Annotated in this window: 15 protein-coding genes and 1 pseudogene; 11 read left to right on the top strand and 5 right to left on the bottom strand. The window is 61.5% G+C overall.

The window, feature by feature from the left end:
• Nucleotides 1-40 precede the first annotated feature (40 nt).
• Nucleotides 41-1,480, top strand: a complete 1,440-nt coding sequence (locus ELH03_RS10920) for an FAD-binding oxidoreductase (protein WP_128412167.1) — start codon at nt 41-43, stop codon at nt 1,478-1,480.
• Nucleotides 1,481-1,540: 60 nt separating this feature from the next.
• Here the strand turns inward: ELH03_RS10920 and ELH03_RS10915 are convergent, their stop codons facing one another.
• Nucleotides 1,541-2,101, bottom strand: coding sequence for a TetR/AcrR family transcriptional regulator (locus tag ELH03_RS10915; protein ID WP_018072316.1), 561 nt, complete (start codon nt 2,099-2,101; stop codon nt 1,541-1,543).
• Nucleotides 2,102-2,339: 238 nt separating this feature from the next.
• Here ELH03_RS10915 and ELH03_RS10910 point away from each other — a divergent pair, with 238 nt between their 5' ends.
• Nucleotides 2,340-3,512, top strand: a complete 1,173-nt coding sequence (locus ELH03_RS10910; protein WP_128402662.1) for an efflux RND transporter periplasmic adaptor subunit — start codon at nt 2,340-2,342, stop codon at nt 3,510-3,512.
• 5 nt (nt 3,513-3,517) lie between these two features.
• Nucleotides 3,518-6,670, top strand: coding sequence for a multidrug efflux RND transporter permease subunit (locus tag ELH03_RS10905; protein ID WP_018072315.1), 3,153 nt, complete (start codon nt 3,518-3,520; stop codon nt 6,668-6,670).
• Between the two features lie 58 nt (nt 6,671-6,728).
• Here the strand turns inward: ELH03_RS10905 and ELH03_RS10900 are convergent, their stop codons facing one another.
• Nucleotides 6,729-7,478 (bottom strand): histidine phosphatase family protein, encoded by a 750-nt coding sequence (locus ELH03_RS10900; protein ID WP_075225828.1) that lies wholly within the window; start codon nt 7,476-7,478, stop codon nt 6,729-6,731.
• Between the two features lie 188 nt (nt 7,479-7,666).
• On the opposite strand from ELH03_RS10900, the gene ELH03_RS10895 reads away from it, so the two are divergent.
• Nucleotides 7,667-8,506 (top strand): UDP-2,3-diacylglucosamine diphosphatase, encoded by an 840-nt coding sequence (locus ELH03_RS10895; RefSeq protein ID WP_130766291.1) that lies wholly within the window; start codon nt 7,667-7,669, stop codon nt 8,504-8,506.
• 165 nt (nt 8,507-8,671) lie between these two features.
• A complete protein-coding gene (locus ELH03_RS10890; protein WP_130766290.1) occupies nt 8,672-9,892 on the top strand; it encodes an MFS transporter in 1,221 nt (406 codons plus the stop codon).
• Here the strand turns inward: ELH03_RS10890 and dgcA are convergent.
• The gene (gene dgcA / locus ELH03_RS10885) at nt 9,844-10,827 is read right to left on the bottom strand and encodes an N-acetyl-D-Glu racemase DgcA (RefSeq protein WP_130766289.1); all 984 of its coding nucleotides are present in this window, start codon (nt 10,825-10,827) and stop codon (nt 9,844-9,846) included. The two genes, ELH03_RS10890 and dgcA, sit on opposite strands and share 49 nt — an antisense overlap.
• A 102-nt stretch (nt 10,828-10,929) precedes the next feature.
• Here dgcA and ELH03_RS10880 point away from each other — a divergent pair, with 102 nt between their 5' ends.
• The 5 genes from ELH03_RS10880 (at nt 10,930) to ELH03_RS10860 (ending at nt 16,363) form a co-directional block, all read left to right on the top strand.
• Nucleotides 10,930-12,099 carry an MlaE family lipid ABC transporter permease subunit gene (locus ELH03_RS10880; protein WP_196764708.1) on the top strand — a complete coding sequence of 390 codons (1,170 nt, stop codon included), beginning with the start codon at nt 10,930-10,932 and terminating at the stop codon, nt 12,097-12,099.
• A 1-nt stretch (nt 12,100) separates the two neighbouring features.
• A complete protein-coding gene (locus tag ELH03_RS10875) occupies nt 12,101-12,946 on the top strand; it encodes an ABC transporter ATP-binding protein (protein WP_018445167.1) in 846 nt (281 codons plus the stop codon).
• 9 nt (nt 12,947-12,955) lie between these two features.
• Nucleotides 12,956-14,326, top strand: a complete 1,371-nt coding sequence (locus ELH03_RS10870; RefSeq protein ID WP_128402655.1) for an MlaD family protein — start codon at nt 12,956-12,958, stop codon at nt 14,324-14,326.
• A 24-nt stretch (nt 14,327-14,350) separates the two neighbouring features.
• Nucleotides 14,351-14,962 carry an ABC-type transport auxiliary lipoprotein family protein gene (locus ELH03_RS10865; protein WP_018072307.1) on the top strand — a complete coding sequence of 204 codons (612 nt, stop codon included), beginning with the start codon at nt 14,351-14,353 and terminating at the stop codon, nt 14,960-14,962.
• A gap of 147 nt (nt 14,963-15,109) precedes the next feature.
• Nucleotides 15,110-16,363 carry a sensor domain-containing diguanylate cyclase gene (locus ELH03_RS10860; protein WP_130766288.1) on the top strand — a complete coding sequence of 418 codons (1,254 nt, stop codon included), beginning with the start codon at nt 15,110-15,112 and terminating at the stop codon, nt 16,361-16,363.
• Nucleotides 16,364-16,508: 145 nt separating this feature from the next.
• Here ELH03_RS10860 and ELH03_RS10855 read toward each other — a convergent pair whose 3' ends face one another.
• Nucleotides 16,509-17,384 (bottom strand): D-alanyl-D-alanine carboxypeptidase family protein, encoded by an 876-nt coding sequence (locus ELH03_RS10855; RefSeq protein WP_128402653.1) that lies wholly within the window; start codon nt 17,382-17,384, stop codon nt 16,509-16,511.
• A gap of 371 nt (nt 17,385-17,755) precedes the next feature.
• Here ELH03_RS10855 and ELH03_RS10850 point away from each other — a divergent pair.
• Nucleotides 17,756-18,506: pseudogene (locus ELH03_RS10850) on the top strand (aminoacyl--tRNA ligase-related protein).
• 50 nt (nt 18,507-18,556) lie between these two features.
• Here ELH03_RS10850 and ELH03_RS10845 read toward each other — a convergent pair.
• Nucleotides 18,557-19,117, bottom strand: coding sequence for a cysteine hydrolase family protein (locus ELH03_RS10845; protein WP_128402652.1), 561 nt, complete (start codon nt 19,115-19,117; stop codon nt 18,557-18,559).
• Nucleotides 19,118-19,165: the final 48 nt, after the last annotated feature.

Here is a 19,165-nt window from a genome sequence, read left to right as displayed (position 1 = left end):
GGCCGCGACGGTGCGGGGCGCCGGTCGCATGGAGGAAATCATGGACAATTTGAACCTCACGACCCTGCAAAGGGGGCAGACGATGGTCAATGACGTGGCCATCGATGCTTTTGCGGCCGGATTTCGCGGCAGTCTCCTAACCAGTAAAGACATGGATTACAACGAAGCGCGGACAATCTGGAATGCGATGATCGACCGCCGGCCCGGGCTTATCGCGCGTTGCGCCGGTGCTGCCGATGTCGTGCGGGCGGTGCGGTTTGCACGCGACAATAATTTGCTCGTTTCGGTGCGTGGCGGCGGCCACGGTATTGCCGGCAATGCGGTCTGCGAGGGCGGTGTCGTCATCGACCTGTCAGCGGTGAAATCGGTGCGGGTCGATCCGCAAACGCGGCGCGCCAGGATCGAGCCGGGTGCAACGCTTGCCGATGTCGACCAGGAAACGCTGGCCTTCGGGCTGGTGCTGCCGACCGGCATCAATTCCACGACCGGGATCGCCGGCCTGACGCTCGGCGGCGGTTTCGGCTGGCTGACCCGCAAATTCGGGTTGACGCTCGATAATCTGCTTTCGGTTGATGTGGTGACGGCCGACGGCGAACTGGTCAAGGCGAGCGAAAAGGAAATGCCGGACCTCTTCTGGGCGCTGCGCGGCGGCGGCGGCAATTTCGGCGTCGTCACTTCTTTCGAATTCCAGCTCAACCCTCTCAACACAGAGGTTCTCGCTGGGCTCGTCGTGCATCCCTTCGCCGATGCGGAAAAGGTGCTCAAGGAATACCGACAGGCGCTGGAGGCGGCGCCTGACGAACTGACCTGCTGGGTGGTGATGCGCCAGGCGCCGCCGTTGCCGTTCCTTCCGGCCGAATGGCACGGCAAGGAGATCGTGGTGCTGGCCATGTGCTATTGCGGAGACATCGCGGCGGGAGAAAAGGCGACGGCCAGATTGCGCGCGATCGGAAATCCGATTGCCGACGTCGTCGGCCCGGTGCCGTTCACCGGCTGGCAACAGGCATTTGACCCGCTGCTCACGCCAGGGGCGCGCAATTACTGGAAGAGCCAGGATTTCGCCTCCCTCTCGGACGCGGCGATCGAGGTCCTGCTCAAGGCCGTGCGCAAGCTGCCCGGACCGGAATGCGAGATCTTCATTGGCCATGTCGGTGGTGCCGCTGGCCGCGTGCCCACCCAGGCGACCGCATTTCCACAACGAAGCTCGCATTTCGTCATGAATGTGCATGCGCGCTGGCGGGAAGCCGGGATGGATGGAAGCTGTATCGGTTGGGCGCGGGAGCTTTTCGAAGCAACCAAGCCGCATGCGGTCGGCACCGCCTACATCAACTTCATGCCTGATGATGAAGGTGATCGCGTCGAAGAAGCTTACGGCGCCAATTACGCTCGTCTTGCCGAAGCCAAGCGGCGCTACGATCCGAACAATCTGTTCCGCATGAACCAGAACGTGAAACCGATGGCGGCGGTGCGAGCTGCCTAGCCCGACCATGCCCGCGCTCGGGTGATATACTCGGGCGCGGGATGAGGCGCCAATTTCTTGTCACCCTTCGGTGAGTTCGATTAATTCCTGCAACAGCGCCGTGTCGTCCGAACCGGCATGGTCGTCAGGCTTCAGAACATGGGCAAGCCATGCTCCGTCCGCCGCCAGGCGAACGATCTCGAGCCGCATTCCCACGTCTGTTTCGGCGTGCCTGACAAGCCGGTCATTCATCCATCTATGCCACAGAGACTTGGAGTAGGGGTCGGCAAGCACGGTCATCGTCTGCGCCGACCACGGGCTGTTGTTGAGGGCGCGGTCAGCAAACAGGGTGCGGACATAGGCGCGGGTGAATGTGCCGCGGCCACCCTTATCCTTTTCCAGTTCCTGGTCGATCTCGCGGTCGAGGCTTTCCATCATGCCGTCGAACACGGCCTCTATAAGCGCCTGCTTGTTCGGGAAGTGGTGAAACAACCCTCCCTTGGTCACGCCGGCTGCGCTGGCGACCGCCTGCAGGCTGACGGCGGCCAGACCATGTTCGAGCGCCAGCTTGGTGGCGCAATCGAGAAGAGCTTGCCGCACGACATCCGGCTGTTTCTTTCTGTTGCGGGGGCTATCTACCAATGCATGACCTGTGTTCGAGATAAGCTTCGCGCCGAGGCGCCGGAGAGGATCAGTATCACTCCCGGGATCGCCGGGCCATGGGAACTCCAAATATGATAATGCTATCATACCGACCGGTAGGTATCTTGCAAAGAGAAAAAAGATCGACTATCTGTCGGCTGAGGAGGCCCGCCGAACGTCATTTCGGCGGGCTGTGCTTTTTTGGATCCCAGTGCGACCATCGGGAAGGCTTTTGAACATGCTTCTTCACACGAAATCATTGTGTTACGCGCTGACGCTGGCACTTTTCCTCGGCGCAGGCCTTCCGGCTCACGCACAGGAAGGCGGCGCGATGCCGCCCGCTGCCGTCAGCGTCCTGACGCTTAGTGCCCGCCCGCTTCCCGTGGTTAGCGAACTGCCCGGCCGCATTGCCGCAACGCGCGTCTCGGAAGTGCGGGCCAGGGTTTCCGGCATCCTGCAGCAGCGGATCTTCGAGCAGGGCAGCCTCGTTCAGCAAGGCGATGTGCTCTACCGGATCGATCCGGCGCTATTTCGGGTCCGGGTGGCAAGTGCCGAGGCAAGCGTCGCGCGTGCCAAGGCGACGCAGCTGAATGCCCGCCTGCAGTTGGACCGGCAGAAGTCGCTGCGCGACCGCGATGTTGCAAGCGGTATCGAATACGATGCGGCAGCCGTCGCCCTTGCCCAGGCCGATGCCGATGTCGCGCTGGCGCAGGCCGCACTCGACGAAGCGAAGATCAATCTCGGCTATACCGAAGTTCGTGCGCCTATATCAGGCATCATCGGCGGCGCGCTGGTGACGGAAGGCGCGCTGGTGACGGCCGATGGCGGCGATGCACTGGCGATGATCCAGCAGATCGACCCCGTTTATGCCGACTTCATGCAATCCTCCGGGGACCTGCTGGCGCTGAAGCGGGCAGTCGAGAACGGCAGCCTCACATCGACCGAGCCAGGCAAGGCCGACATCAAACTCGTCTTCGACGACGGCACGGTCTATGGCGAAGCCGGTAAGCTTCTCTTCAGCAGCGCCAGCGTCGATGCGACGACGGGTCAGGTCACCCTTCGCGGTGAATTCCCCAATCCGAAGGGCGACCTGCTGCCGGGCCTTTACGTCCGCGTCCGCATCGAGCAGGCCGTCCGGGAGAAAGCAATCCTCATCCCGCAGCGCGCCGTCATCCGCACGGCCGACGGCAAGGCGCAGGTCTATGTCGTCCAGGAGGGAGATGTGGCGCAACCGCGCGACGTCGAGCTTGGTCAATCCGCCGGCAATGAGTGGGTGATCGAAAGCGGCCTGTCGGCAGGCGAGCGTCTCGTCGTCGACGGCGGCCAGAAGCTGCAGCCGGGCGCAAAGGTCGCGCCGGAAGAGTGGCGGGATGGTCAGCTCGCGTCCGGTGACGCCAAGAAGCCGGAGTAAGGTCGATGGCACGTTTCTTTATCGATCGCCCGATCCTAGCCTGGGTCTTTGCGATCTTCATCTCCATCGCCGGCCTGATCGCGCTGCCGTTTCTGCCGGTCGCGCAATATCCCAAGGTCGCGCCGCCGCAGCTCAGCATCACCACCAGCTATCCCGGTGCATCGCCGCAGGATATCTATCAGGGCGTCACCCGCCAGATCGAAGAAGAGCTGAACGGGGTCGAGCACCTTTCCTATTTCGAGTCGACGTCGGATACATCGGGCGCAATGACGATCACCGCGACCTTTGCGGCCGGCACCGATATAGACCAGGCCTCCGTCGACGTTCAGAACGCGATACGCCGCGTCGAACCGCGGCTGCCGCAATCCGTCAAGGATCAGGGCATCACGGTCGAGGAGGCATCGTCCGGCTTCCTGATGTTCATCTCGCTGACCTCGACGGACGGAAAGACCGATGAGGTGGCGCTCGGCGACTATCTCAACCGGAACGTCATCGGCGAGCTGCGCCGTCTCGATGGCGTCGGCCGCGCGCAGCTGTTTGCGTCGCAGCGGGCGATGCGCATCTGGATCGATCCCGACAAGATGGTCGGCCTGAACCTCACCGCATCCGACATCAGCGCGGCGATATCGGCGCAGAACGCCCAGGTCGCAGCTGGCCAGATCGGCGCGGCGCCCAATCCGATCTCGCAGGACCTGACGGCGACGGTGCTGGTGAAGGGGCAACTGACCGACATCAAGGAGTTCGGAGACATCGTGCTGCGCGCCAATGCCGACGGATCGAATGTCAGGCTGCGGGATGTCGCGCGCATCGAAGAGGGCAGCGAGAGCTACAGCTTCTCCACCCGCTTGAACGGGCAGCCGAGTGCCGCCATCGCCATCCAGCTGTCGTCGACAGGCAATGCCGTCAATACGTCCAACCTGGTCAAGGCGAAGATGGAAGAGCTCTCACGCTTCTTTCCGGCGGGGGTCGAATATTCCGTTCCCTATGATACCAGCCCGTTCGTCTCGGCATCGATCGAGAAGGTGGCGCATACGCTCGCAGAAGCCGTCGCGCTCGTCTTCGTCGTCATGCTCATTTTCCTGCAGAGCTTCCGCTACACGATCATTCCGACGCTCGTCGTTCCCGTCGCGCTGCTCGGGACGCTTGCTGTCATGTATGCCGCCGGCTTCTCGATCAACGTGCTGACGATGTTCGCGATGGTGCTTGCCATCGGCATTCTCGTCGACGACGCCATCGTCGTGGTGGAAAACGTCGAGCGGCTGATGGCGGTGGAAGGGCTGTCACCGAAGGACGCGACCAAGAAGGCGATGCGGCAGATCACCGGCGCGATCCTCGGGATTACGCTGGTTCTCTCCTGCGTTTTCGTGCCGATGGCGTTCTTCCCGGGTTCAACCGGCATCATCTATCGCCAGTTCAGCCTGACCATGGTTGTTTCAATCCTGTTTTCGGCTTTCCTGGCGCTGTCACTGACGCCGGCGCTCTGCGCCACCTTCCTGAAGCCGATCAAAGGACATCATGAGAGGAAGGGCATCGCCGGCTGGTTCAACCGCAACTTCGACCGCCTGACCGGCCGTTATGCCCGCACCGTCGGGGGACTGACCAAGCGCTCCTGGCGGGTCATGGCCGTCTATGTCGCGCTGCTCGTCGGCCTTGGCTATCTCTTCGTCAACCTGCCGAGCAGCTTCGTGCCGGATGAGGATCAGGGCTTCCTGATCGTCGACGTGCAGGGACCGCCGGAGGCGAGCCGCAACCGCACGGTGGCCTCGCTCGAAAGCATCGAAGCGATCTTCAAGAAGGAGCCGGCCGTTGCCAACGTCGTCGCGATCCAGGGCTTCAGCTTCTCCGGGCAGGGACCGAACGCCGCCCTGGTGTTCGTCACGCTCAAGGACTGGGCCGAACGCGGCCCCGGCAATTCGGTCCAGGAGATTTCCAACCGCGCCAATATGCAGCTGTTCGGCCTGAAGGATGCAACGTCCTTCGCGCTGTCGCCGCCGCCGATCGAAGGTTTCGGCACGACCAACGGCTTCACCTTCCGCCTCCAGGATCGCGGGGCGAAGGGGCAGGCGGCACTGACCGAGGCGGCGGGAATGCTGCTCGGCAAGGCATCGCAGAACCCCATCATCGCTGGTATCCGCCCAGAGGGCATGCCTGACTCGGCCCAGCTCGTGCTGGTCATCGATCGCGAAAAGGCAAATACCTTCGGCGTTGCCTTCGCCGACATCAACAGCACGATCACCGCCAATCTCGGTTCGAGCTATGTCAACGACTTCCCGAATTCGGGCCGCATGCAGCGCGTCATCGTGCAGGCGCAGGACAAGAGCAGGCTTCAGGCGGAAGACCTGATGAAGCTCAATGTCCGCAATGCGAGCGGTGGCATGGTGCCGCTGTCGTCCTTTGCCGTCGCCGAATGGCAGAAAGGGCCGGCGCAGATCGTCGGTTATAACGGCTACCCCTCAGTGCGCATTTCGGGCGCTCCGGCGCCTGGATATTCATCGGGCGCGGCAATTGTCGAAATGGAGCGGTTGGCCTCGGAACTTCCCGACGGCTTCGGCTTCGAATGGACCGGCCAGTCGCTGGAGGAGCTCAGATCGGGATCGCAGGCGCCGTTCCTGTTCGGCCTCAGCATTCTCTTCGTCTTCCTGCTGCTGTCGGGGCTTTACGAGAGCTGGTCCATCCCGTTGTCGGTGATGCTGGTCGTGCCGCTCGGCGTCATTGGCTGCGTGCTCGCGGTGATGAGCCGCGACATGTCCAACGACATCTACTTCAAGGTCGGCCTGATCGCGATCATCGGGCTGTCGGCGAAGAACGCCATCCTGATCGTCGAATTCGCCAAGGACGGTTTTGCCGAGGGGAAATCGCTGATGGATGCCGCGATCGAAGGCGCCCGTCTGCGCTTCCGGCCGATCATCATGACCTCGCTTGCCTTCACCTTGGGCGTGGTGCCTCTGGCGATCGCCACCGGGCCAAGTGCGGCGAGCCAGAATGCGATCGGCACGGGCGTGCTTGGCGGCATGATTTCGGCGACGGTGCTGGCGATCTTCTTCGTTCCCGTCTTCTTCGTCTTCGTGCTGCGTCTCTTGAGGACGAAGCGGCCGGAGACTGTGAATGAGGAGGCTCCGGCCGGGCAGGAAGCTGCGCCGGTGACGTCGCCGAGCTGAGGTGAAGAGTTGGCGGGTTGCCTTACGCAACCCACCACAGACCTTTGCGGCGGAGGAGTTATGCAGTCGGCTTCGGTGTAAGCGTCACGTCGGCGCCATAGGCATCGCGCAGTTCGCCTTCCTGTCCCGGCTGCCGGTCGGCGGCCTGATGCAGTAGGATCGACTCGTATCCTTGCGAGCGCGTCCCCTCGATCAGCGTGATATCGGCGTTTCCAGGATTGTCGGAGCGCTCGAACCACTCGACAGGGCGGTGCAGAAAATTCATTTCGACCGCCCGGTTGGTGACGCCATGACCAACGATCACAACGTTGTGGTCGCTATTTTCGTCATCGTGCATAACGGTCTGCAGGAACAGGCGCACCCGCTGGGCCACGTCCGCCCGGCTTTCGCCATCCGGCGGCCGTGCGTAGAACTTGCCGCTGTTGCTGCGCAGCCTCGCCCATTTTTCGAACTCCTCGGGAAACTTCTGCTTCTGTTCGGCGTGGTCATAGATTTCGGTGAAGAGACCGAAATCCTGCTCGCGCAGCAGATAATCTTCCCTGATATCGCCGACGACGCTTTCCGGCAGGGCTTCGAGCAGCGCATCCTTGCTCTGCCGCGTCCTCAAAAATGGCGAATACCAGATCTGCAGCTTGCCGAAACCGGCGCTCGGCAATGCCTTGAGATAGGAGGCGATCACGCCGCCTGCCTCAAGTGCCTGCCGATGGCCCCACTGCGTCAGCGGCACGTTGTGATCGCCGAATTGGCGGTAAGCCTGTTCGTTGATGTTGCCGAGGGATTCGCCGTGGCGAACGAGAAAAAGACGCATCAGCCATCCCGCATTGTCGGATATGAATCGCCGCTATCATGAACGCCCTGAATGCGCAGGGCAACATGGCCGGCAGGCCTGGCGGCGACGGGCATCCTGCCCGCGTGAGATGAACTGGTTTGCAGCGCTTTTCCACACCTTGTCATCTTCCTGAAACACGAGTCTGATTTTGGAAGGCTAGATGAAAGATGGGACATGAGCGGCAGCTCGTGAAAGACACGATGGAACCCAGACATTTCCGCACGCTCTTCATTTCCGATGTCCATCTCGGCTCGAAGGCCGCGAAGGCCGACTTCCTGCTGGATTTCCTGCGCCACCACGAGGCCGATACGATCGTGCTCGTTGGCGACATCGTCGACGGCTGGCGTCTCAAGCGCAGCTGGTACTGGCCGCAGGTCTGCAACGACGTCGTCCAGAAGCTGTTGCGCAAGGCGCGCAAGGGCACGCGCGTCGTCTATATTCCCGGCAATCACGACGAATTCCTGCGGGCCTTCCCGGGCATGCATTTCGGCGGCATTGAGGTCGTCGAGCGCATGATGCATGACGGCGCCGACGGCAGAAAATATCTGATCCTGCACGGCGACGAGTTCGACGTCGTCGTCCGCAACGCCCGACTGCTCGCCTATCTCGGCGACTGGGCCTATGACACGGCGATCCGCATCAATATCATTCTGGCGGCGGTGCGGCGCCGACTTGGCATGCCCTACTGGTCGTTCTCGGCCTGGGCGAAGCTGCAGGTCAAGCATGCCGTCAATTTCATCGGCGAGTTCGAGCGCGTCGTGGCCGAGGAAGCCCGCAAAAACGGCGCCGACGGGGTGATCTGCGGACATATCCATCATGCCATTATCCAGGATATGGACGGTATCCGTTACATCAACACCGGTGATTGGGTGGAAAGCTGCACGGCGGTCGCCGAGCATGAGGACGGCACGTTCGAACTGATCACCTGGCGGGCGCTCGCCAGCAGTGTGACAGCACTTGCCACCGTCGATCGGGAAGATGCAGAACTGGCTCCACAGGCCGCCTGATTTTGGCGCCGGCGCATCCGCGCCTGCGCTCCCTCGAATTTAGCCGTTACCGTCAGGCGACAGGCCCTATTTATTTTCTAAAACGTTTCAGAACGGCTATTTCTCGCAATAGTCGCCTCCAGGGTGGTGTGTTAGGACAACGTCCAGTTTCCTTCAGGTCCACCAATGATTCCCGCTCAAAATTCCCCGACGGGTGAGGGAGCGCCGCCGCGCTTCCGGCTGCTCAGCGCGCTTTCCTACTGCGCGCCGCTGCTCGTCAACGGTATCGTCCTGCCGTTTTTTCCCGTGTGGCTCGCAACCCATAGCTTCAGCGACCATGAGATCGGCATCATCCTTGCCATACCGATGGTGGTTCGGGTGCTGGTAGCGCCTGTCGTGGCCATGATCGCCGATCGATTGAAGGAGCGTGCCGACGTGCTGCTCTGGTCGGGTTGCCTGTCGCTGCTGACGGCGATCGCGCTGTTCTGGACGACGACCTTCTGGCCCGTGACGATCGTCTATGCGCTGCAGGGCGCCACCTTTGCGCCCTATGTGCCCGTCGTTGAATCGATCGTCATCTCGGGCGTGCGCCGCTGGGGGCTCGATTACGGATCGATGCGCGTATGGGGCTCGATCGCCTTCATCGTCTCGACGCTGGTCGGCGGCCAGCTGATCAGTCGGTGGGGCGGCGAAATGGTGCTGCCGGTCATGGTCTTCGGCTTTGTCATGACCGTGGTCATGGCGATCTTCTGTCCGCGCATCGGACCGACGCGACGGCGCGGCCAGCCGATCAACATTCCGGCAGCCACCGGCAGTGGCCTGCGCGAACCGCACCTTCTGCTGCTTCTGATCGGCGTCGCCATCCAGCAGTCGAGCCATGCGGTGCTCAACGCTTTTTCCTCGATCTACTGGCATCAACTCGGCTTCTCCGGCACGCAAGTTGGCCTGCTCTGGAGCGCGGGCGTCGCTTCGGAAGTGACGGTGTTCTTCCTGTCGAAGCGTCTCAACCGTCGCTTCGACGCCTGGACGCTGATCCGCTTCGGCTGCGCCATCAGTGTCTGCCGCTGGATCCTGTTTCCGATGAATACAGGCTTTGCCGGTTTCTTCCTGCTGCAATGTTTCCATGGCTTTACCTACGCCTTCGTGCATACCGGCGTGCAGCGGCGGATCGTGGCGACCGTGCAGGAAACGCAGGAATCATCGGCGCAGGGCGCGTATTTCTTCTATGTCGGCATGGCGATGGCGCTGATGACCCTGGCGTCGGGTTATCTCTATGCCTGGCTCGGCGTCGTCAGCTACTACGTCATGGCCGTGGTCGCGTTCTCCGGCCTCGGCATCGTCATCTTCGCCTATTATCTTCAGCCCCAGAGGGTGCTTTCGGGCGGAAAGACCAGGGAAGCGGCGTAACGCAGGCCGGGTTCGCGGTCGCGGGCAAGCAGCAGCGGGCCGTCGAGATCGACGAAATCGGCGTTCTGGGCGAGCAATACGGCGGGCGCCATGGCAAGCGAGGTGCCGACCATGCAGCCGATCATGATGCTGAATCCAAGCCGTTCGGCCTCGGCCTTCATCGACAGCGCCTCCGTCAGGCCGCCCGCCTTGTCGAGCTTGATGTTGATCGCGTCGTAGCGGTCGGCAAGGCTCGCGAGATCGCCGGTGTGGTGGACGCTCTCGTCGGCGCAGACGAGGAGCGGGCGGCGGATTTCGGCGAGGAGCCCATCGCGGCCGGCCGGCAGCGGCTGCTCGACGAGGGCCACACCCGCTTGCGCCGCGATATTGAGGTGGCGTTCCAGCACTGCTTCCGGCCAGCCCTCATTGGCATCAAGGATGATTTTGGCATCGGGTGCTGCTGCGCGGACGGCGCGGATGCGGCTTTCATCGTCGCCGGTGCCGACCTTGACCTTGAGCAGGGCGCGGCCGGCATGCTCGCGCGCCTGGGCGGCCATCACCTCCGGTTCGCCGAGCGAGATGGTGTAGGCGGTGGTGAGCGGCTGCGGAGCGGAAAGGCCGAGGCGGGCGGCGACGCTGTCTCCCGTCTGCTTCGCCTCGAGGTCCCAGAGGGCACAATCGACGGCGTTGCGGGCCGCACCCGGCGGCATGGCCGACAGCAGGTCGCTGCACGAAATGCCGGCCTCGATCAGCGGTCGAGCCGCCTCGATCTGGGCGAAAACACTCTCCACGGTCTCGCCGTAGCGGCGGTAGGGCACGCATTCGCCGAGCCCCTGCGCACCCGCTTCGACAAGCGTGCAGGTGATGACCTCGGCTTCGGTCTTTGCCCCGCGCGAGATGGTGAAGGTCCCGGCAATCGGAAAGGAATTCATCTGGATATCGAGGGTGCGCGGCATTATTGCTTTCCTGCAAGCATGGAAATTGCACGGTGCTTCTGTATATTAACGCACCGGGCCACGAAGGATCCGTTTCGCGATTCGGCAATGTCGCTGTAAGCCTTGAAAGACACAAGTATCTTGAACGCCGAGAATCGCAACGCCGCCTCACTGCAAGTGGACGACCAGGCTGATGGCTCGGGACAGCGTGTGCGTCTTCAGGGAAATTGGCGCAGCGCCTATATCCATCTGGTGCTGCGCGATTTCGAAAAGCTCCTGCAGAAGAAGACTGGCGACCTGACGGTAGATCTCTCGGAGATTTCGGAGATCGACACCGCCGGCATCTGGCTGTTGTGCCGGCTGAAAAAGCAAGAAGAGGCGGGCGGGCGGACGGTTCGCTTCGAAGGCACCAACCCGCATATCGACGAAATGCTGGAGATGTTTTCCGAGGAGCCGGCCAAGCCCGAGCCGGAGCAGACGGAGAAAGTCTCGCTTGCCGCGCGCATCTTCGCGCCGATCGGCAAAATGACCTACGAGGTCTGGGACAATTTCGCCGCCGCCATGTATATTCTCGGCTCGGCGGTGCGCGGCGCGCAGATGAAGTTCGGCCGCGGTAGTGGTGTTTCGCCGGCCTCGATCGTCAACCAGATCGACCATATGGGCGTTCGCGCCGTTCCGATCATCTTGCTGATGTCTTTCCTGATCGGGGCGATCATCGCCCAGCAGGGCGCCTTCCAGCTGCGTTACTTCGGCGCTGAGGTCTTCGTCGTCGATCTCGTTGGCATCCTGCAATTGCGCGAAATCGGCGTGCTTCTGACCTCGATCATGATCGCCGGCCGCTCGGGCAGCGCGATCACCGCCGAAATCGGCTCGATGAAGATGCGCGAAGAGATCGATGCGCTGAAGGTGATGGGCCTGAACCCGATCGGCGTGCTGATCTTCCCGCGGCTGGTGGCGCTGACCATCGCGCTGCCGCTCTTGACGGTGCTCGCAAATTTCGCCTCGCTCGGGGGTGCTGCCGCCGTCGCCTGGGGCTATTCCGGCATCACCTTCGCCAACTTCCTGTCGCGCCTGCACGAAGCGGTGACGTTGTCGACGGTGCTCTCAGGCATGATCAAGGCGCCGTTCATGGCGCTGGTCATCGGCATCGTCGCCGCCGTCGAGGGGCTGAAGGTCGGTGGCAGCGCGGAATCGCTCGGCCAGCATGTGACGGCCGCGGTGGTGAAGGCGATTTTCGTCGTCATCCTGATGGACGGGCTTTTTGCGATGTTCTATGCAGCGATCGATTTCTAGGATGGCGGACCGCGTGGACGAGAAACCGATCGATACGGAAGACAAGGACGAACGGGACATCGTGCTGTCGGCGCGCGACGTCACCGTCGGCTTCGGCTCCAAGGTCGTGCTCGACAATCTGAACCTCAATATCTACCGCGGCGAGATCCTCGGTTTCGTCGGCGCGTCCGGCACCGGCAAATCGGTGCTGATGCGCACCGTGCTCCGGCTGCTGCCGCGACGCTCCGGCACGATCAAGATCCTCGGCCAGGATTTCGACGAACTCGACGAGCCGCAGCGTAACGCGCTCGACATGCGGCTCGGCGTGCTGTTCCAGCAGGGGGCGCTGTTCTCGTCGTTGACGGTCAAGGAAAACATCCAGGTGCCGATGCGCGAATATCTCGACCTGCCGACCTCGCTGATGGACGAGCTGGCGCATCTGAAGATCCGTATGGTCGGGCTTGCGGCCGATGCCGCCGACAAATATCCATCCGAACTGTCCGGCGGCATGATCAAGCGCGCAGCCCTTGCGCGCGCGCTGTCACTCGATCCGGAACTCGTCTTCCTGGACGAGCCGACCTCCGGCCTCGACCCGATCGGTGCAGCCGAATTCGACGAACTGATCGCCAACCTGCGCGATAGCCTGGGATTGACCGTGTATATGGTCACGCACGACCTCGACAGCCTGTTTTCGGTCTGCGACCGTATTGCCGTGCTCGGAAAGAAGCGAGTAATGGTGGAAGGCACGATCGACGACATGTTGGCCTATGACGATCCGTGGGTGCAGGCCTATTTCAAGGGCAAACGCGCACGGTCGATCGTGCCGCAGAACGATGCTGCCGCGCGGCACGACAGCAGCGGAAAGTGACCGGATAAGATGGAAACCAAAGCCAATTACACGATTGTCGGTTTTTTCACGGTGCTGGTGATCGCGGCTGCCTTCGGCTTCGTCTACTGGATGGCCGAGTATGGCCGCGGCGGTCCGATGACGGAACTGATCGTTCGTATTCCGGGCTCGGCCAACGGCCTCAGCGTCGGCTCGCCGGTGCGCTTCAACGGCATCCAGATCGGCTCGGTGCAGACGCTGTCGATCGATGCCGACGATCCGCAGTATTCGCTGGCCTTCACCCAGGTGCGCACCGATGCGCCGATCTACCCCTCCACCAAGGCCGCGCTGGAAATCCAGGGTTTGACCGGGGCTGCCTATATCGAACTGTCAGGTGGCCGCAAGGGCGAGGAAAGCATCCTCCAGCATGCGATCGACAACGGCAAACGCGCCGTCATCGTCGCCGACCAGTCGAGCGTCACCAATCTTCTGGCGACGGCCGACAAGATCCTCGATCGCGCCAACGACGCTGTCGGTGAACTTCAAGGTTTCATCGAGGATTCGCGCGGGCCGTTGACCGAGACGTTCAAGAATGCCGAGACGTTCTCGGATGCGCTTGCCAAGAATTCCGGCAATATCGACTCCTTCCTGCAGAGCGTCGGCCAGCTCTCGGAGACGGTGAAGGCGGTTTCCGGTCGTGTCGACTCGACGCTTCAAGCCGTCGAATCGCTGGTCAAGGCAGTCGATGCGCAGAAGATCGACAACATCGTTTCCAATGCCGAGAAGATTACCGCCAATGTCGCCGATGCCTCGGGCGACCTCAAGGGCGCGATCCAGAAGTTCGACCAGACTGCCACCACCTTCAATGATTTCGGCAAGCAGGCGCAGGCGACACTCGACCGTGTCGATACGCTCGTTGCCCAGATCGATCCGGCGAAGGTGAAGGGCTCCGTCGACGATATCGCGCAGGCGACCAAGGATGCGCGCGCCGCCGTCGCCTCGATCCGCGATGTCGCCAACACGGTTTCGGCGCGTCAGAAAGATATCGACCAGACGATCCAGGACGTGTCGCAGCTTTCCAACAAGCTGAATTCGGCCTCGACCCGCATCGACGGTATTCTCATCAAGGTCGATGCGCTGCTCGGCACCGACAATACGCAATCGCTGTTCACTGAAGCGCGCGATACGCTGGAATCCTTCAAGAAGGTGGCCGACAACCTGAATTCGCGCATCGGGCCGATCGCCGACAATCTGCAGAAATTTTCGAGTGGCGGCTTGCGCGACGTACAGACTCTCGTCAACGACATGCGCGGAACCGTGAGCAATCTGAACGATACGATCACCAACTTCGACCGCAATCCGCAACGCCTGATCTTCGGCGGGGACACGGTCAAGCAATATGACGGCCGGACGCGGCGTTAACTGGGAAATCAGGGGTAGCCTAATATGGTCGCATCGCATCTGTTGTCGCGCCGTTCTTGGATCAGGGGAACGGTGATCGCGCTGCCGCTGACGGCGCTGATCCTTTCCGGGTGCGGCACCGCGGCCAAGAACGACACCTATGATCTGCCCGCCGCCGTCGACGGCAGCGGACCCGCGGCCAAATCCCGCCAGATCCTGATCGCCAGCCCGACGGCGCTAAGGTCGCTCGACAGCGAGCAGATCGTCATCCGTGTTTCGCCTTCGGAAATCCAGTATCTCTCCAAGGCGCAGTGGGGCGACAAGCTGCCGCGCATAGTGCAGTCGAAGCTGGTGGAAGCCTTCGAGAACTCGGGCAAGCTCGGTGGCGTCGGCATGCCGGGGCAGGGGCTGGCGATCGACTACCAGATCGTCACCGATATCCGCTCCTTCGAGATCGACGCTTCGAACGGCAACCAGGCGGTGGTCGAGATCTCCGCCAAGATCCTCAACGACCGCAACGGCTCGGTGCGCGCCCAGAAGGTGTTCCGCGCCATGGCGCCGTCCGGCGGCGACAATGACGGCTTCGTCAAAGGCCTCGACCGCGCCTTCTCCACGGTCGCCTCCGAGATCGTCAGCTGGACGCTGCGCTCAATCTGAATTGGAATTTTTAGGCCGCCCCGTGAATATCGGGGGTTGTCAATTCTGAAAAATATTTGACCCCATGGCATAGGGGCCGTCATCGTATTCAATTTCTTCATGAATTTATGGAACGCATCATGCAATCCCTTTCAGGAGGAATGCTGCATGGTGGCTGCACGAGTATTCGGGAAATCGTCATTGGAGGCGATGCAACGCGAAAATGATCGCCTGGCTGCGCTGCAGCAGCTCGATCTCCTCGACACGCCGAGGGACGAGGGCTTCGAGCGGATCGTACGCCTGATAAAGGAGATCTTTTCCATCGACATCGGCATCGTCTCACTGATCGATGCGCATCGGCAATGGTACGCGGCTTGCTCCGGCCTTTCGGCCGACGAGGTGTCGCGCGAAGACACGTTCTGCCGCTACGTCGTGGACTGTGAAAGGCCTGTTGTCGTGCAGGACGCTACCAAGGACTCGCGGTTTTCACAGCATCCTTCGGTGACGGGCGAGGACAATATTCGTTTTTATGCCGGTGTACCGTTGAGAACAAAAGCCGGGCACATGATCGGAACGGTATGCGCGATTGACCGCAGGCCACGATCGTTCGGCAACAGAGATCTCGGCATTCTCGAGGAGCTGGCAGGGGCCGCGATGGACCGCATCGAGCTCATGCAATCGGCCGCGATCGACAGCCTCACCGAGGCGATGACTCGGCGTGCCTTCAAGCAGGAGGCCGATCAGCTCATTTCGCTCGCTCTGCGGCACAAGCACGACCTGTCGTGCATCGTCTTCGATATCGACCATTTCAAGAAGGTGAACGATACGCATGGACATGCCGCCGGAGACGAGGTCCTCAAGGCGGTGGCATCGACCTGCAAGGCGACCCTTCGAGCCGGTGATCTGTTCGGCCGTCTTGGCGGCGAGGAATTTGCCGTCATCCTGCCGCATGTCGATCGGGAAGGTGCCGTCGCAGTCGCCGAGAAACTCAGAGCCGCCATCGCCTCTGAGACTATTCGCGGCGATCATGGCGCTCTGACCGTTACAGCCAGCTTCGGAACTTCGGCACTCTCCATCGTCGGCAAAGAGATCGAGACCCTGCTGGCTCAGGCGGATGCGGCGATGTATCAGGCCAAGCATGGCGGACGGAATCGTTGCGTGTCGTGGAGTTCCATCCACGCCGATCACGCCATTGGCGCTCGACGGCGGGTGCTGAAGGCGGGTTCGATCCTGTTCAACGATCGGCGCTCGACCATCGACTGCACCGTCAAATCCATTGGCTCGGAGAGCGCCGGCATTTCGGTCTCCAATTCATCAGGCATTCCTTCGGAATTCATTCTGGCCATCAAAGGCGAAGGATTCGAAACGAATTGCAGGGTGATCGCGCAAGACCGGCAGCACCTGGAAGTGGCTTTTAGATAACCCGTTAGAGCGCCGTGCGTCCTTTGGGACGCACAAAGGACGCTCTAACTCTTTGATTCTACACATCGTGCTTTCCGAAAATCGCTTCCGATTTTCGGGCCGATGCGCTAGCAAAATCCTGCCGGCAGGTCTCTGCTCATCGGGCCTATTTGGTCGGCTGCGAATCCGTCATCATCGCTCCCGGCTGGCTGGCCGGTGTCGTGGAAGCTGTGGCGGTCGATGACGACGACAGAGTGCTGTCCAGCAGGCTTGCCATCTTGTCGTCGCGTATGCTCGCGGTCTTTTCGCCCATGACGACGCCGACCACGCGGCGGCCATCCTTCAGCGCCGACGTCACGACATTGTAGCCCGATGCGTCGGTGTAGCCGGTCTTGATGCCGTCGACGCCGTCATAGCGATACATGAGGTTGTTATGGCCGCGCAGCTTCATGCCGCGGAACTGGAAGCCGCGCATGGAGAAGAGCTTGAACTCCTCTGGAAAGTCGCGCATCAGCGAAACGCCGAGTGTCGCCATATCGCGCGCCGTGGTGACCTGCTCAGGATCGGGAAGGCCCGATGGATTCTTGAAGACCGTATCCTTCATGCCGAGCTGACGTGCCTTGTCGGTCATCGCCTTGGCGAAAGCCTGTTCGGAGCCGCCAAGCTGCTCGGAGATCGCCACGGCCGCATCGTTGGCGGACAGCACGACAATCCCTTCGACCGCTTCGCGCAGCGTCACCTTGCGGCCGGCGCCGACGGCGAGCTTGAAGGGCTCCTTGCTCTCGGCATTTTCCGACATGGTGAGCTTCTGATCCCAGTTGAGGCGTCCGTCATGCAGGGCCTCGAAGGCGAGATAGAGCGTCATCATTTTGGTCAGTGAGGCCGGATAGTTCAAATCGTCCTGATTGGAGCCCTCGAGGACCTGACCGGACTGCACATCAACGACGAAGCTTGCCTGGCCTGCCTGAGCCAGAGTGAAAGCGCCCATCAGGAAAACGGAAGAGAGCGCGGTGGCAAGGAGCCGGGATGTCGTCTTGGTCATCAATGTTGCTGTCTCTATCGTTTGGATGGTGGAGTGAGCCATTCGCTCTAATGTGAGCGGATCAGAAAAGTTTGTGACGGAATGAAGGACAGGGGGCAATAAAAAAGGGTCATCCACAGCTGATTCCTTTTGTCTCAGCCTCTTCGGTTTTGACAATGATGTGCTCGGCTCGTAGAAAACTCGTCATGAGCATGAAGCGCGCGCTTTTCTCCCGTCATATCAGCACCTGCCTGCAGGTCGCGATGGCGCGCGCTTTTGGCGGACGAGGTCTTCGCGTCCTGCTGTGACGTCAGGGCGCTCAGGCGTCCGGCGTGCTGCTGGACGTAAAGCCCCTCACCACGTCAATCAAGGCTGCCAGGGAGACAGGCGCCGTGCTCAATATTTATCATGTCAATTCGCTCGTCCATTGGGAGGAGCGCGAGATCCATCTGCGCGATCATATGATCGGCTTCTTCTCGCAAGAGGTCCGCAGTTTTCTCAGATCCGTCAATCCGGCCTGGGAAGTCAGGAGGGTCGAGGCGCCGGCGCTGATGCCGCGGTCGCTGGTTTCAAGCGCCTATTCGAACGCCGATATCTGGGTTCAGGAACAGCTCTCCGCCAGCGATGCTATGCTTGGTGCTGAGACCGGAGACCACGCCGTCGACCTACATCTACATGCAGCATATTCTCGGCAATCACTCGAAGACACGGCTGCCGCTCTGCGTCTGGCAGGCCGGCAAATCCTATCGTCGTGAGCAGGAGCAGCCGACCAAGCACATGCGGCTGAAGGAATTCTGGCAGCTCGAATTCCAATGCGCCTTCACGGCCGATAGCGGCAACGACTATCACGCCGCCTGCCTCGAGCCGGTCCGCCGCATGATTGCATCGCTGATCCATCTGCCGACGCGGATCGTACCCTCCGACCGGCTGCCTGCCTATTCCGAGGCGACGATGGATATCGAGGTCGACAATGGCGACAAGTGGATGGAGGTCTGCTCGATCTCGCGACGCACGGATTTTCCGCAGCACTACCGGTCGCAGCCGAGGAAGGGAGCGGCCGTCGACCACGACGTGCTGGTGCTTGAGATCGCCATCGGCCTCGATCGGTGCATTTATAACTGGAGCATAGCCGCGGATCGATGAGACGGAAACCGGACCGCCAGGCGGTCCGGGTTCTCCTGCAGCCCGAAAATTTAAGAAAACTCGATCTCGGCGGCGGGGCGGATTTCTACCGTCGCCTTGCCCGCATCGAAACCATCGAGCGTTTCATTGTGATGAGCGATGATCTCGGAGAAGGTGAAGGTCGCCGTGTCGCCGGTCGTGTGACCATCGGCAATCAACGTCACATCATATCCGAGCGACACGGCTCGCCTGACTGTCGTGTCGATGCAGAATTGGGACATGCATCCACCGACGACGAGGTGAGTGACCGATCGTTCGCCCAAGCGTTCTCCAAGATCGGTCTCGAAGAAGGAGTCGGCGCTTTTCTTGCGCACAACGACCTCGGCCTGCCTCGGCGTGATCTCGTCGCGCAGCGCCCAACCCGGCGTGCCGACAGCCAATCGATGGCTGCTGTCGCCGTCATGCTGAACGAGTACGATCGGCGCGCCCGCCTGCCGAGCTTTTTCCTGTAGCGCGGCCAGCCGTGCGACGGTCTCGTCGAGCGCGGCATCGACTTGAGGCTGCCGCTCTGGCGAGGCTTTGCCGGAGAGGATCGCATTCTGGACGTCGATGATCAGAAGGGCCTTGGTCATTCGGGCGAGGTTTCCGTGACTGGATGGCGAAAGCCGCCTGACACATGT

The organism is Rhizobium beringeri (assembly GCF_004306515.1).
Classification (GTDB): Bacteria; Pseudomonadota; Alphaproteobacteria; order Rhizobiales; family Rhizobiaceae; genus Rhizobium; species Rhizobium beringeri.
Note: the sequence above shows the minus strand (reverse complement) of the source record. Positions and strands in the feature narration are given on the sequence as shown.

What these genes read in the sequence shown, in the direction of transcription:
- ELH03_RS10920 (WP_128412167.1), top strand. Translation starts at nt 41, where the DNA reads ATGGACAATTTGAACCTCACGACCCTGCAAAGGGGGCAGACGATGGTC.
- ELH03_RS10910 (WP_128402662.1), top strand. Translation starts at nt 2,340, where the DNA reads ATGCTTCTTCACACGAAATCATTGTGTTACGCGCTGACGCTGGCACTT.
- ELH03_RS10905 (WP_018072315.1), top strand. Translation starts at nt 3,518, where the DNA reads ATGGCACGTTTCTTTATCGATCGCCCGATCCTAGCCTGGGTCTTTGCG.
- ELH03_RS10900 (WP_075225828.1), bottom strand. Translation starts at nt 7,478, where the DNA reads ATGCGTCTTTTTCTCGTTCGCCACGGCGAATCCCTCGGCAACATCAAC.
- ELH03_RS10895 (WP_130766291.1), top strand. Translation starts at nt 7,667, where the DNA reads ATGGGACATGAGCGGCAGCTCGTGAAAGACACGATGGAACCCAGACAT.
- ELH03_RS10890 (WP_130766290.1), top strand. Translation starts at nt 8,672, where the DNA reads ATGATTCCCGCTCAAAATTCCCCGACGGGTGAGGGAGCGCCGCCGCGC.
- dgcA (WP_130766289.1), bottom strand. Translation starts at nt 10,827, where the DNA reads ATGCCGCGCACCCTCGATATCCAGATGAATTCCTTTCCGATTGCCGGG.
- ELH03_RS10875 (WP_018445167.1), top strand. Translation starts at nt 12,101, where the DNA reads ATGGCGGACCGCGTGGACGAGAAACCGATCGATACGGAAGACAAGGAC.
- ELH03_RS10870 (WP_128402655.1), top strand. Translation starts at nt 12,956, where the DNA reads ATGGAAACCAAAGCCAATTACACGATTGTCGGTTTTTTCACGGTGCTG.
- ELH03_RS10865 (WP_018072307.1), top strand. Translation starts at nt 14,351, where the DNA reads ATGGTCGCATCGCATCTGTTGTCGCGCCGTTCTTGGATCAGGGGAACG.
- ELH03_RS10860 (WP_130766288.1), top strand. Translation starts at nt 15,110, where the DNA reads ATGGTGGCTGCACGAGTATTCGGGAAATCGTCATTGGAGGCGATGCAA.
- ELH03_RS10855 (WP_128402653.1), bottom strand. Translation starts at nt 17,384, where the DNA reads ATGACCAAGACGACATCCCGGCTCCTTGCCACCGCGCTCTCTTCCGTT.
- ELH03_RS10845 (WP_128402652.1), bottom strand. Translation starts at nt 19,117, where the DNA reads ATGACCAAGGCCCTTCTGATCATCGACGTCCAGAATGCGATCCTCTCC.